At 60.0% G+C, this 13,914-nt stretch carries 11 protein-coding genes; 6 read left to right on the top strand and 5 right to left on the bottom strand.

What is annotated here, in order from left to right; genetic code table 11:
- Positions 1-2: 2 nt before the first annotated feature.
- Complete coding sequence (locus CFII64_RS28700) at positions 3-872, bottom strand: AraC family transcriptional regulator (RefSeq protein WP_020294402.1); 870 nt, start codon at positions 870-872, stop codon at positions 3-5.
- A gap of 145 nt (positions 873-1,017) precedes the next feature.
- Here CFII64_RS28700 and CFII64_RS28695 point away from each other — a divergent pair, with 145 nt between their 5' ends.
- The gene (locus tag CFII64_RS28695; RefSeq protein ID WP_020294401.1) at positions 1,018-1,932 is read left to right on the top strand and encodes a DMT family transporter; all 915 of its coding nucleotides are present in this window, start codon (positions 1,018-1,020) and stop codon (positions 1,930-1,932) included.
- 62 nt (positions 1,933-1,994) lie between these two features.
- Here the strand turns inward: CFII64_RS28695 and CFII64_RS28690 are convergent, their stop codons facing one another.
- Both CFII64_RS28690 and CFII64_RS28685 read right to left on the bottom strand, forming a co-directional pair.
- Positions 1,995-2,969, bottom strand: a complete 975-nt coding sequence (locus tag CFII64_RS28690) for a D-glycerate dehydrogenase (protein WP_020294400.1) — start codon at positions 2,967-2,969, stop codon at positions 1,995-1,997.
- A gap of 147 nt (positions 2,970-3,116) precedes the next feature.
- Positions 3,117-4,064, bottom strand: a complete 948-nt coding sequence (locus tag CFII64_RS28685) for a LysR family transcriptional regulator (RefSeq protein WP_020294399.1) — start codon at positions 4,062-4,064, stop codon at positions 3,117-3,119.
- A gap of 181 nt (positions 4,065-4,245) precedes the next feature.
- On the opposite strand from CFII64_RS28685, the gene CFII64_RS28680 reads away from it, so the two are divergent.
- The 4 genes from CFII64_RS28680 (at position 4,246) to CFII64_RS28665 (ending at position 9,197) form a co-directional block, all read left to right on the top strand.
- Entirely contained in the window at positions 4,246-5,757 is a 1,512-nt protein-coding gene (locus CFII64_RS28680; protein WP_020294398.1) for an efflux transporter outer membrane subunit, read from the top strand.
- 193 nt (positions 5,758-5,950) lie between these two features.
- Positions 5,951-8,137 (top strand): FUSC family protein, encoded by a 2,187-nt coding sequence (locus tag CFII64_RS28675; protein WP_020294397.1) that lies wholly within the window; start codon positions 5,951-5,953, stop codon positions 8,135-8,137.
- Positions 8,127-8,327, top strand: coding sequence for a DUF1656 domain-containing protein (locus tag CFII64_RS28670; protein WP_020294396.1), 201 nt, complete (start codon positions 8,127-8,129; stop codon positions 8,325-8,327). The genes CFII64_RS28675 and CFII64_RS28670 overlap by 11 nt, the downstream gene beginning before the upstream one ends.
- A gap of 9 nt (positions 8,328-8,336) precedes the next feature.
- Positions 8,337-9,197 carry an HlyD family secretion protein gene (locus CFII64_RS28665; protein ID WP_020294395.1) on the top strand — a complete coding sequence of 287 codons (861 nt, stop codon included), beginning with the start codon at positions 8,337-8,339 and terminating at the stop codon, positions 9,195-9,197.
- 163 nt (positions 9,198-9,360) lie between these two features.
- On the opposite strand, the gene CFII64_RS28660 is transcribed toward CFII64_RS28665, so the two are convergent.
- Both CFII64_RS28660 and CFII64_RS28655 read right to left on the bottom strand, forming a co-directional pair.
- Positions 9,361-10,182, bottom strand: a complete 822-nt coding sequence (locus tag CFII64_RS28660; RefSeq protein WP_020294394.1) for an SDR family oxidoreductase — start codon at positions 10,180-10,182, stop codon at positions 9,361-9,363.
- 11 nt (positions 10,183-10,193) lie between these two features.
- Positions 10,194-10,658 carry a hypothetical protein gene (locus tag CFII64_RS28655; protein WP_020294393.1) on the bottom strand — a complete coding sequence of 155 codons (465 nt, stop codon included), beginning with the start codon at positions 10,656-10,658 and terminating at the stop codon, positions 10,194-10,196.
- Positions 10,659-11,053: 395 nt separating this feature from the next.
- Between CFII64_RS28655 and CFII64_RS28650 the strand changes: the two genes are divergently transcribed.
- Positions 11,054-13,876, top strand: a complete 2,823-nt coding sequence (locus tag CFII64_RS28650) for an RHS repeat domain-containing protein (RefSeq protein WP_020294392.1) — start codon at positions 11,054-11,056, stop codon at positions 13,874-13,876.
- The last annotated feature ends 38 nt before the right edge of the window (positions 13,877-13,914 follow it).

Raw genomic sequence — 13,914 nt, 5'->3', positions numbered from 1 at the left:
TTTCAAAACGCGCCGCGATATTCGCCCGGCGTAGCACCGACAACTTGCCGGAAACGGTTGTTGAAATGACTGGCGCTGGCAAATCCGCAATCCAGGGCGATGTCGCCGAATGCCATGCGCGTGGAGCGCAGCAGGTGGCGGGCATGGGCGATGCGGCGGGCCAGCAGGTATTGATGGGGTGGCAAGCCGAAGCTTTCGCGGAACATCCGGGCGAAGTGGTATTCGGACAATGCACAGATCCCGGCCAGTTGCCCCAGGCTCAGCGGATCAGCAAGGTGCGCGTCAATGAACGCCACCAGTTGCCGGCGCAGATGCGGCGCCAATCCACCCTTGAGGCGCAAGCCTTCGCGTAGCCCGACCTGACCGAGAATCGCGTGGCTGAGCATGTCGTGGGCCAGACTGCTGGTGCGCAAGCGCTCGCCGGGTTCGCTCCAGTCCAGCTGGATCAACTGGCGAAAGCGCCGGGCCTGTTCGGCGTCCTCGATAAAAGTGCTTTCCCGCAGCTGCAACTCGCGGGGTTCACGGTCCAGCAGGGTAATGCAGCTCAACGCGAACTGCTCCGGGCTTATATAAAGGTGCGCCAGACGAATCTCGCCATTGATCACCCAGGCCGATTCGTGCCCGGCAGGCAGCGTGCAGAGTTTGTCCGGGCTGCCTTTCTGATCCGGTCGGTCGCGACGAAACGTGCCGGTGCCGCCGTCGATATAGCACGACAGCGTGTGATGACTGGGCGCGTGATATTCCTGGGCGTCGTGCCGGTTGTTCCACAGCGCCGCGACCAAACCGTCGCCCAGCGCGGCGCTCTGCTCAAGTCGGGCATTGGGTGAGCTGTTCAGGGCCTGGAAGACCTGGATGGATTCAATGGCTGGCATGACGCGTCCTCTACGCCTCGCATCCTACTCCGTGGTTCGCCTGCTGCCAGCCACCCACATCGCAAATCGGCATCAAATGCGCAAGTTTATGCAAGTGGCGACACAGGCCGCGCCGCAGACTGACGGCTCAAACAGGAGTCGCGTCATGAACATTTCGCTGTATCTGCTTACCGTGCTGATCTGGGGCACCACCTGGATCGCCTTGAAACTGCAACTGGGCGACGTGGCGATTCCGGTGTCGATCGTCTATCGCTTCGGTCTGGCGGCCTTGGTGTTGTTTGCGATGTTGCTGCTCAGCGGCCGCCTGCAACCGGTCAATCGGCGCGGCCAGTTGATTTGCCTGGCCCAAGGGCTGTGCCTGTTCTGCATCAACTTCATGTGTTTCTACACTGCCAGCCAATGGATCCCCAGTGGTTTGATCGCCGTGGTGTTTTCCACTTCGACGCTGTGGAACGCGCTCAATGCGCGGATCTTCTTCAAGCAGAAAGTCGCGCGTAACGTGCTGGCCGGTGGCGCGCTGGGCTTGATCGGTCTGGCGTGCCTGTTCTGGCCGGAATTGTCCGGGCACAGCGCCAGCCGCGAAACCCTGATCGGTCTCGGTCTGGCTCTACTCGGTACGCTGTGTTTTTCCGCCGGGAACATGCTCTCCAGCCTGCAACAGAAAGCTGGCCTGCGCCCGCTGACCACCAATGCCTGGGGCATGTTGTACGGCGCGGCAATGCTCAGCCTGTATTGCCTGCTCAGCGGCACGCCGTTCAGCTTCGAGTGGAATACGCGCTATATCGGCTCGTTGCTGTACCTGGTGATTCCCGGTTCAGTCGTCGGCTTTACCGCTTATCTGACCCTGGTCGGCCGCATGGGCCCGGAACGCGCGGCGTATTGCACGGTGCTGTTCCCGATTGTGGCACTGAACATCTCGGCCTTCGCCGAAGGCTACCAATGGACCACCTCCGCGCTGATGGGGCTGGTGTTGGTGATGCTGGGGAATGTGTTGGTGTTCAGGAAGCCGAAGGTAGTTGCTGAAGATGAAGCCTCCCGGCTGAAGCCGGTCCTACGGTGAGTATTAGACGCACGCTGCAGGACCGGCTTCAGCCGGGAGGACAATGTTCGAAACGCTGAAGATCAACCCTTCCAGACCTGCGGATTGACCAGGTTTTGCGGCTTCTCGCCGAGCAGGGCGCTGCGCAGGTTGGTGTAGGCCAGATCGGCCATGGCCTGGCGGGTTTCGGTGGTGGCCGAGCCGATGTGCGGCAGGGTCACGGCGTTGCTCAGTTTGAACAGCGGCGAATCGCTCAGCGGCTCTTTTTCGTAGACGTCCAGGCCAGCGCCGCGAATCGTGCCGCTTTGCAAGGCCTCGATCAGCGCCGCTTCGTCGACGATGGGACCGCGCGCGATGTTGATCAGGATCGCGCTGGATTTCATCAGGCCCAGTTCGCGGGTGCTGATCAGGTGTCTGGTTTTTTCGCTCAACGGCACGACGAGGCAGACGAAGTCCGCTTCGGCCAGCAGCTGATCAAGGCTGCGAAATTGTGCGCCCAGTTGCTGTTCCAGTTCGGTCTTGCGGCTGTTGCCGCTGTACAGGATCGGCATGTTGAAGCCCAGACGACCACGCCGCGCTACGGCCGCGCCGATATTACCCATGCCGACGATGCCCAGCGTCTTGCCGTACACATCAGTGCCAAACTGCGCGGCTTCGACGCTGCGCTTCCACTGGCCGGCCTTGGTCCAGGCGTCCAGTTCGGCGACGCGGCGGGCGCTGCTCATGATCAACGAGAAACCCAGGTCGGCGGTACTTTCGGTCAGCACGTCCGGGGTGTTGGTCAGCATGATGCCGCGTTCGTTGAAGTAGCTGACGTCGTAGTTGTCGTAACCCACGGAAATACTCGACACCACTTCCAGCTGGGTCGCCGTGGCGAGTTGCTCGCGGCCCAGGGCGCGACCGGCGCCGATCATGCCGTGGCATTTGGGCAGCGCTTCGTTGAACTGGGCATTCATGTCGCCCAGTTTCGGGTCGGGCACGATCACGTTGAAGTCTTGTTCGAGCCTTTCGGCCATTTCAGGAGATACGCGGCTGAAGGCAAGTACGGTCTTTTTCATCGGGGCAGTCACTCTCGCACGGTTCGAATGGATAGCACGCTAACATTCCTTTCGACCGCTGCCCATCCTTCAGGTCAGCGGTTTACCGACGATCATCGCGCGCTCCCGGCTCAAGCCGCTCCTACGAGGGGCTGCGGTGTCAGCCATTCAAGCGATGGTCTTCAGCGCGTGCTTCTGCAGGTCGGCTTCGTGGGCGGCGAGGATTTCCGGCAATGAGCCGCGCAGGTATTCGACCCAGGTTTTGATCTTCGCATCCAGGTACTGCCGCGAAGGATAGATCGCGTACAGGTTCAGCTCTTGGGAGCGGTAGTCGGACAGGACGCGCACCAGCGTGCCGTTGCGCAGGCCTTCGATGGCGGAATAGATCGGCAGGATGCCCACGCCCATGCCGCTGGATATCGCGGCTTTCATGGCGTCGGCCGAATTGACCAGGAACGGCGAGGAATTGATCGTGACCATTTCCTGGCCTTCGGGGCCGTCGAACAGCCATTTCTCCAGTGGGAACACCGGGCTGACCAGACGCAGACACGCGTGATTGAGCAAATCGGTGGGCTTGACCGGCACGCCAAAGCTTTTGACGTAGGCCGGGGAGGCGCAAACGATGCTGTAAGTGATCCCCAGGCGCTGGGACACGAAGCCCGAATCCGGCAGTTCGCTGGCGAGCACGATGGACACGTCGTAGCCTTCTTCGAGCAGGTCCGGCACGCGGTTGCTCATGGTCAGGTCGAACGCGACGTCCGGATGGTTGCGCCGGTAACGGGCAATGGCATCGATCACGTAATGCTGGCCGACACCCGACATCGAGTGCACCTTGAGTTGACCCGAGGGCCGCGCATGGGCGTCGCTGGCTTCGGCTTCGGCTTCCTCGACATAACCCAGGATCTGCTCGCAGCGCAACAGGTAACGTTTGCCGGCCTCGGTCAGCGCGATGCGTCGAGTTGTGCGGTTAAGCAGCCGGGTTTGCAAATGAGCTTCAAGATTTGAAACGGCGCGCGACACATTGGCGGTGGTGGTGTCCAGCTGCACGGCGGCGGCGGTGAAGCTTCCCGCTTGCGCGACGCAACTGAAAGCGCGCATGTTTTGCAGGGTATCCATGGGCAGTTCTCTGATGAGATAGCAAATTGTGACAGAAAGTTACTGACCCATGTCACCTATACCAAAGGATTATGCCCCGTTCGGTAATAAAGAATCGCAGTAATCCCGACTTATCGAGTGGCAGCGCGCCGCCTAGAATCACGGTCTTAGCGCTATTTCATTAAAGTCGGGATTTGCAGCAGTGCCGCGTCGCATCATCAGAGGGCTCAAGCCCCTCAGTGTCTGGGTTTTATCGTTGGTCATCAGCGGCTGCATTGGAACCGGTGGAATCGCGCCTCAAGGCAGCTCGCTGCCGCCTGACAGTCTGGCCACCGACGCGGCGATTCAGAGCGCCGCGCAAGACGCCCATTGGCCCGTGGCCCAATGGTGGCGGGCTTATGGCGATGGGCAACTCAATCGCTGGATCGAACTCGCGGGCCAGGGCAATCCAAGCCTGGCCCTGGCCGCCGCACGGGTTCGTGAAGCGCGGGCCATGGCCGGGATCGCCGAGTCGGCCGAGTCCCTGCACATCACCGGCGATTCTTCCCTGAAACGGCATAATTGGGGCGACGATCAGTTCTACGGACCTGGCGCGCTGGGCGGTACGACGACCTGGGACAACAGCGCCGCGCTGGGCCTGAGTTATTCCCTTGATCTGTGGGGTCGCGAAAGCAACGCCAGCGAACGTGCGCTGGACATGGCGCACATGAGCGCCGCCCAGGAACGTCAGGCGCAGCTGGAGTTGCAGGACAACATCGTGCGCGCCTACATCCAGCTGTCGCTGAATTACGCAAAACGCGACATCGTCGAAGCGACGCTCGCCCAGCAAAAACAGCTTCTGGACCTTGCCCAGCGTCGCTTGCAGGGCGGCATCGGCACGCACTTCGAAGTCAGCCAGGCCGAAACGCCGCTGCCGGAAACCCATCGCCAGATCGACTCCCTCGACGAGGCCATCGCCCTGAGCCGCAATCAACTGGCGGCGCTGGCCGGGAAAGGCCCCGGCGCCGGCGCACAATTGCAGCGCCCGACCTTGTCCTTGCAAACCGTCTTGAAACTGCCGTCGGCGCTGCCTGCGCAATTGCTCGGCCAGCGGCCCGATGTGGTCGCCAGTCGCTGGCGGGTCGCGGCCCAGGCGCGGGGCATTGATATCGCCCACGCCGGTTTCTATCCCAATGTGGATCTGGTCGGCAGCCTCGGCTATGTGGCCACCGGTGGCGGCATGCTGGAATTCCTCGCTGGCAAGAAATTCAATTACAACGTCGGGCCGGCGGTGAGTCTGCCGATCTTCGATGGCGGGCGTTTGCGCTCGGAACTGGGGGAAGCCGCCGCAGGCTACGACGCCGCCGTGGCGCAGTACAACCAGACGCTGGTGATGGCCCTCAAGAGTATTTCCGACCAGCTGATTCGTCGGGAGTCCATGGACAAGCAGCAAGTGTTCGCCAGCGAGTCGGTGGCCTCGGCGCAGAAGACTTACGACATCGCGATGATCGCCTACCAGCGTGGCCTCACCGATTACCTCAACGTACTCAACGCCCAGACCTTGTTGTTCCATCAGCAACAGATCCAGCAACAAGTCCAGGCCGCCCGCCTGAGCGCCCATGCCGAACTGGTGGTGGCGCTGGGCGGCGGCTTGTCGGCTGGCAACGATTCCCCCACTGAAGAAAAAACCCGCGCGCCGAAGACGCCAGCGGTGTTGGCGGTGTTTGGACGATGAATATGACTGACAGAGTTCTCCGGACACTGGACTGTCTGCCGGAAAACGGAGGTCTCTGTGGGAGCGGACTTGTCCGCGAAAGCAATGGGTCGGACACCGCATCTGCTCCGCTGGTCATGGGACGTCCTGACTGGCCCCTTCGCGGACAAGTCCGCTCCCACCGAGCTTCACCTTACCCAGTTCAGGTGTTCACATGAACGCCTGTCTAAACCGCATCACTTCCCTCCCATGGCGTCGTGAATTTTTCAGCTGGGCGCGCAGCGATGGGGTGACCTGGATCTACATCTTCAAGGTGCTGATTGGTGCCTTCCTGACCTATTGGCTGGCCCTGCGCCTGGAACTGCCGCAACCGCGCACGGCGATGATCACGGTGTTCATTGTCATGCAGCCGCAAAGCGGGCATGTGTTCGCCAAGAGTTTTTATCGCCTGCTCGGCACCCTGGCCGGGTCCACCATGATGGTGGTGCTGATGGCCTTGTTCGCGCAGAACTCCGAGCTGTTCCTCGGCAGCCTGGCGATCTGGGTCGGCATCTGTTCGGCGGGCGCGGCGCGTTATCGCAACTTTCGCGCTTATGGTTTCGTACTCGCCGGGTATACCGCTGCGATGGTCGGCCTGCCCGCGCTGGCGCACCCGGAAAGCTCGTTCATGGCCGCCGTGTGGCGGGTGCTGGAAATTTCCCTGGGCATCGTCTGCTCGACAGCGGTCACTGCTGCAATCCTGCCGCAGAGTTCTGCCGCCGCGATGCGCAACGCGCTGTATCAGCGTTTTGGGGTCTTCGCCCGTTTTGTCGCCGACGGCCTGCGCGGCAGTCAGCAGCGAGAGGCTTTCGAGACCGGTAACGTGCGCTTCATTGCCGAAGCCATCGGGCTGGAAGGCCTGCGCAGCGTCACGGTATTCGAAGACCCGCACATGCGCCGACGCAACGGTCGGCTCAATCGCCTGAACAGCGAATTCATGACCATCACCACGCGCTTCAACGCCTTGCATCAGTTACTGGAGCGCTTGCGTGCGGAGGGCGTGACGCAAGTGGCGATTGCCACCGAGCCGGGACTGAACGCGTTGGCCGAACTGCTGGAACGTTTCGCCGACCGCGCCCTGACCACCGACGATGCGGCGCAGTTGGTCGGCCAGCTTGAGCAATTCAAGGCCGATCTGCCTGCTCAGGTACGCAGCCAGCGCGCGGCTCTGGAACAGACCGAACCCAGCGAAGCCGACCTGCTGGATTTTCATACCGCTTACGAGTTGCTGTATCGGCTGGTCAACGACATGCATGACTACGCCCAGACCCATGCGTCGCTGGCTGATCACAACCATGCGCGGGAACAGTGGCAGGAGTCGTTCCTGCCCAAGACCAATTGGATGACAGCCTTGGCGGCGGGGCTGCGGGCGACATTCATTCTGTCGATCATGAGCGCGTATTGGGTGGCGACCGCCTGGCCCAGCGGCGCGACCATGACCCTGGTTTCAGCCGCAACCGTCGCGCTGTCGGCGACCACCAACAATCCCCGGCGCATGTCGTTCCAGATGGCCTGCGGCACCTTGCTCGGCGCGCTGCTGGGTTTCACTGAAACCTTCTTTATCTTCCCGTTTATCGACGGTTTCCCGCTGCTGTGCGTGTTCCTGGCGCCGGTGTTCATGCTTGGTGCGTTTCTCGGTTCGCGCCCGCAATGGTCCGGTTACGGTTTGGGTTTGCTGATTTTCTTCAGCATCGGTTCGGTGCCGGACAACCTGACGCTCTACAACCCGTATGCATACGTCAATGATTACATCGCCATGGTCATCGGCATGCTGCTGTGCGCGGCGGCGGGGGCGATCATTCTGCCGCCCAACAGCCGCTGGATGTGGCGCCGCCTGGAAGACGATTTGCGTCAGCAAGTGGTGTTCGCCATCAGCGCGCCATTGATTCGTTTGGGTTCGAGCTTTGAAAGCCAGACCCGCGACCTGATGCATCAGGCCTACGGCCTCGCTGCGGGCAAGCCGCAGGTGCAGCGCGAACTGCTGCGCTGGATGTTCGTGGTCCTCGAAGTCGGTCACGCGATCATCGAGCTGCGCCGCGAGCAGGAGATTCTGCCGATTCATCCGGCCTATGCGCCGTGGCAATCGTGGCGGGTGGCGATTCGCGTGATGGGACGGGCGTTGATTCGCCTGTTCATCCAGCCGGACCAGAGCAATCTGCAGCGAGCATTGGCGGCTGTCGATCATGCGATTGGTCGCGTCCAGGCCAGTGATGAGCCCTTCGCGCCACACTTCGATACTTCAGCGCTGCGCCGGGTGAAAAGCTACCTGCATTTCATCCGTTCCTCGTTGCTCGATCCGCAATCACCGCTGGCCGCTTATGCCGATGGCGGCCGGCCGCAAGGACTCCTCAATGCCGCGTGAAATCGCCTTTCATGGCTTGTACATGCCCATCGTCACCGTGATGTTCCTGATCGCCGTGGTGTTGGCCTGGGCGCTGGATCGGGTGTTGTCCGGGTTCGATCTGTACCGTTTTTTCTGGCATCCGGCGTTGCTGCGCATGAGCCTGTTCGTTTGCATTTTCGGCGCGCTGGCGCTGACTGTTTATCGTTGAGAACCCTTGATGAAAAAGCTCTTCAGTCTGATTGCCACGTTACTGGTCCTGGCCCTGGCCATCTGGATCGGCCGCACCTTGTGGGTCAATTACATGGACACGCCGTGGACCCGCGATGGCCGGGTTCGCGCCGACATCATCAACGTCGCGGCAGATGTCAGCGGCACCGTGGTCGATGTGCCGGTGCGCGATAACCAGCAGGTCAAGAAGGGTGATGTGCTGATGCAGATCGATCCCGAGCATTATCAGGTTGCGGTCAAAGAAGCGCAGGCGCTGGTGGCTTCACGCAAGGCCACCTGGGAGATGCGCAAGGTCAACGCCAAGCGCCGCGCCGACATGGATAACCTGGTGATCTCCACCGAAAGCCGTGACGACGCCAGCAACATCGCCACTTCAGCCCAGGCCGACTACCAACTGGCCCAGGCGCAACTGGAAGCGGCCGAGCTGAACCTGCGGCGCACCCGTGTGCTGGCGGCGGTGGATGGCTATGTCACCAACCTCAACGTGCATCGCGGCGATTACGCACGCATGGGCGAGGCGAAGATGGCCGTGGTGGATATGAACTCGTTCTGGGTCTACGGTTTTTTCGAGGAAACCAAGCTGCCGCACATACGCGTCAGTGATCCGGCAGACATGCAATTGATGAGCGGCCAGTTGCTCAAGGGCCACGTCGAAAGCATCGCGCGGGGCATCTACGACCGCGACAACCCGCAAAGCCGCGAGCTGATCGCTGACGTCAACCCGACCTTCAACTGGGTGCGCCTGGCCCAGCGCGTACCGGTGCGCATCCATCTGGATCAGGTGCCGGAAGGCGTGATTCTGTCGGCGGGGACAACCTGTACGGTGATCGTGAATCCTGAGGTGCATTAATCCGCGGTATCCAACGACCGGTACAGTCTGGGTAGGAGGGGACTTGTCCCCGAATGCGCTGGCCCTGACAACGAAAACCGGAAGGTTAACGCTGCCTGAGCTACCGCCTTTCGGGGACAAGTCCCCTCCTACAATGTTCTCTGTTTGCTGCACATAAGTGTGCTCACAACTTGCGATTCAACCCAAACCGCTGCTTGAGCTCGTTATCCAGAAATCCTTTGGGCAGCAGCCAGGCCATCAGCGGCATGGCCCGCGAGCCGTTGCCCAGGCGCAGCAAGCGAGGTGGGTTGGGTTGTTGCGCGGCGCGCAGCAGGTCTCGGGCGAAGTCGGTGGCTGGGGTCGGGTTGCCTTGTGACGCCTTGGCCCGGGCGCGGATCGCATCGCGCAGCGGCCACCATGGCGATTGCTCGCTGATCAGCTGTTCGGCTTCATGACTGGCATTTTTCGCGAAGCTCGACGCAATGGCGCCGGGCTGGACTTCCATCAGCTGAATGTCGAAAGGCGCCAATTCCAGTCGCAACGCCTCGCTCAAGGCATGCACCGCCGCTTTGGATGCGCAATAAGCCCCGGCGAACGGCGTGACGAGAACCCCGGAAACGCTGCCGATATTCACCACCAGCCCTTTATTGCGACGCAGCGCCGGGAACAAGGCGCGGGTGACGCCGACGACGGCAAACACATTGGTCTCGAACTGGCGCTGCATGGCCTCGACGCCGCCATCGAGCAACGGCCCCATGGCGCCATAACCGGCGTTGTTGATCAGCACATCCAGGCCGCCTTGCTGGTCGATTTCACCCGCCAGACGCTCAAGCGCGGCGCTATCGTTGACGTCCAGTTGCACGCCGGTGAAGCCCGCAGCATTCAGCGTTGCTACATCCTCAGATTTGCGTGCAGTAGCCCAGACTTGATACCCGGCAGTTTTGAAAGCATCGGCCAGCGCGCGGCCGATGCCGCTGGAGCAACCGGTAATGAGAACGGAGGGCATGCTGTTTTCCTTTAGTTCGAGAAACTGCCTTGTAGATGTTCCGCGCGAAATTCCAGGGTTTGCGGGCGATAACCAGCGCGCAATGGCGGCAGCGGCAAGCAATCCTGCCATTGGCTGTCGGCAAGCAGTTCGCCCGGGCCACGGTAGCGCGGCGAGCTGTAGTTTTCTTCGGCGAGGTTGATGTTTTCGCCGGGCGCGTAGGCCGCTATACGCCAGCGCAGCTCGGTCAGCGGGACTTTATTGCCGTTGTTGATCAACACCAGCAGCGGCTTGCCGACCGGGCATTGCTCCGGGGCGTAATTAAGGCGTACTTCCAGACGCTCCAGCCTGCGGGTATCGCGACTGTCCTCCCAGACCACCCACGCGGCAACCAATCCCAGGCCAACTGCCGCCGCCAGGGAAACCGGCAACGCTTTGGCGGGGTAGCGCAGCAACAGGATGAGCCAGGTCAGGATAAGCACCGCGCCGATCAGCATGGGAACGCCTCGTCATGAATGATGAGGGCATCGTACAGAAAGCGGGGTGGGGTTTGCCAATTCCAGAAAGTCGGCAGTTCACCGGTTTGAATTGAAATGCATTCCCTAGGACCGGCTTTAGCCGGGAAGAGGCCAGTTCATTCGCAGCAATTGTGTCGTCAAAATTTTCGCCCTCCCGGCTGAAGCCGGTCCTACGGGCCGCGCGCCATAAAAAAAACCCAACAACCCTCTGCGGATGGGGATACGCAGAAAGGCATCGGGCGCTACCGCTCCCTAAACCGTGAAGCTTTAGCGTGCCAAAATTTGGGTTTTCAGACGGAAACAACTGCACTGCATTTGCCTGGGCCGTATTCGGCACCTAGGCTTTGAATTACCACTCAGGGATGACTGGGGACATGAACGTACAATCCGCCGCCTTGCACCACGATACGCCGCTGCTGACGACCATTGATCCGCGCGGGTTGACGGTGCGTTCTGTTGCCTGGTGTCGCACGTTGCCTGCAGATTCTGCCGAAGCTCGTATTACACGCTCGGCCTTCAATGCCGCGGGACGCCTGGTCAGCAGTTGGGATCCCAGGTTGTGTGCCGATCAGGCACCGGCCAATCTCAGCAACATCTATTCCCTGGGTGGCGCGGTGTTGTGCAGCGACAGTGTCGATGCCGGCTGGCGTGTTTCGTTGCCGGGTGAGGCTGGGGAGCTGTCGGCGGGCTGGGATGGGCGCGATACCGCGCAGCGTCTGGAATACGACGTGCTGCTCAGGCCGACCGCCATTTTCGAGAATGATCGCTGCGTCGAACGATTGCACTACGGCGACGCCGACGCGGCAGTTCATAACCAGTGCGGCCAGCTGATTCGGCATGACGACCCGGCGGGCACGCGACTCAATAGCGCGTTTGGTTTGACCGGTGCCGTGCTGGCACAGGCGCAGCACTTTCTCGCGGAGCTTGTTGATCCCGACTGGCCTGAACCCGAGGCCGAACGCGATGCCCTGCTGGAAGCGGGTGCAGGTGCAATCACACGCTGGACCTACAATCCGCTGGGCGAGGCGCTGAAACAAACCGATGCCTTGGGCAATGCCCAGGCGTTTGCGCATACCGTCGCCGGCCAGCTCAAAGCCGTTTCAATGCAGCTCAAGGATCAGCCCGAGGAGGTTCTGGTCAGTGACATCCGCTACAACGCACAAGATCGGGTGGAGTCTGAAGCCGCTGGCAATGGCGTGACTACTACGGCGCGATATCGTGAGGAAGATGGTCGCCTGATCGAGTTAAACGCCACCCGGAGCAATGGCGCGCCTTTGCAGGATTTGCTTTACGACTACGACCCGGTGGGCAATGTGCTACGCATCGAAGACCGCGCCCAACCGACGCGCTACTTCGCCAATCAGCGCATCGAGTCCGTGTCGAATTATCAATACGACACGCTCTATCAGCTGATTGAAGCGACGGGAAGAGAAGCCGCGACGGTCAATCATGGCCCGGTTTTTCCGGAATTTCAGAGCCCGGCCGATCCGAGCCAACTGGCCAATTACACGCAGACCTATCGCTACGATGCGGGCGGCAATCTGCAACAGCTGACCCATGTGGGCGCGCAGACTCATTCGCGGACCCTGGTGACGGCGCGCACCAGCAATCGCAGCCTGCCGGTGATCAATGATCAACCGCCGGATGAAGCAACCATCGGCGCCGGGTTCGATGCCAACGGCAATCTACTGCAACTGCAGGCCGGACAAACCCTGAGCTGGGATCGGCGCAATCAACTGCAACAGGTGCACCCCGTACTGCGCGAAACGGCTGACGACGACAGTGAACGCTACATCTATGACGCCAGCGGCCAACGCCTGCGCAAGGTCCGCATGACTCAGGCCAAGGCCGTCAGCCACCGCGCCGAAGTCCGTTATTTGCCGGGTCTGGAAATCCGCACGGATACCGCCACGGGCGAAATTTTGCAAGTAATCTGCGTGCAGGTCGGGCGCAATAGTGTTCGGGTGCTGCATTGGCAAGCCGGAAAACCGGACGACCTTGCCAATGATCAATACCGCTACACGCTCAATGACCATCTGGGCTCAGGCACAATCGAACTGGATAACGTCGCGCAAATCATCAGCCAGGAAAGTTACTACCCGTTCGGCGGAACATCGTGGTGGGCCGGGCGCAATGCCATCGAAGCCAGCTATAAAACCGTGCGTTATTCCGGAAAGGAACGCGATGCAACCGGGTTGTATTACTACGGTTTGCGATATTACGCGCCGTGGTTGCAGCGCTGGATTAATCCGGATCCGGCGGGGGTTGTGGATGGGTTGAATGTGTATCGGATGGTCAGGAATTCACCTTTGCGGTTTGGCGACTGGGAGGGCGCTGCGCCATATGATGTATTGGGCGAACAGGAGATGTCGGTCCGGCAAAATTATGGCCTGAAGAACGTCGCGCGAGGATTTTCCAGTTTTAGTTCTGAGCAGAAAACCATATTTAAACAAAGCGTCAAGGCGGCACTAAAATTACTGGCGGGAACTAATAAGGAACTGTCAAAAGAAAAGTTCGGTCAAGGCGTTTCTGAATCATTTAGTGCAACTTTTGGTCAGGTGAGTCAAGAGCTTGAACTGCAGATAGTTGATGATCTTAAAGGATCATTTGATCGGCAGCGAGAGTATCTTAAATCATTGGTCAGCGGGGGAGGCTTCAAAATAAGTCTTTTCGAAACTCACTCTGATGTTGAGGGTATAGCGTTTAAGAGAAGTGCGTATGCGCCTGAACGAGTAGTGGGTATTTCTGTTAATGCTTTGGAAAATTATCATGTGCTGGACTTGGCAAGGGTACTTATACATGAGAGTAGTCATGCGGTCGAAGACACCGTTGATGTTTACTATAATGTCTCCGGGACACTTTCAAAGCTTGCTCGCGGAGACGAAATCGGTGATTGGTCAAGGGATTTCAGGCGAAGCCTTCATGCGATCTCTATGCAGGGCCTCAATTCGGTCGCAGTAAATGAAGGGCATCTATCAAATATTTTTGCTGAAGTCAGTGAGCGCTCAATAGCTCCTGGCCAACTCCGCAGTGAGTTTCTAACTAATGAGTTTTTTAGGGCGAAGGTGTTGTTACGCAATGCGGATACCTATGCTGCATTTGTCAGTAGTACTAGGTTGCCTGCGAGATTCATATCAAAACTGAACAAGAAGACTGCAAGCGCTCCAGGCTTTCACGCTGGAAAGGAGACTTTTTAAGGGGGTTGAGAACTAAGTGTTCGCGACACATCAACGTA

The sequence above is a fragment of the Pseudomonas sp. CFII64 genome (assembly GCF_000416235.1).
Lineage (GTDB): Bacteria > Pseudomonadota > Gammaproteobacteria > Pseudomonadales > Pseudomonadaceae > Aquipseudomonas.
This window is presented reverse-complemented; position numbering and strand designations above follow the sequence as displayed.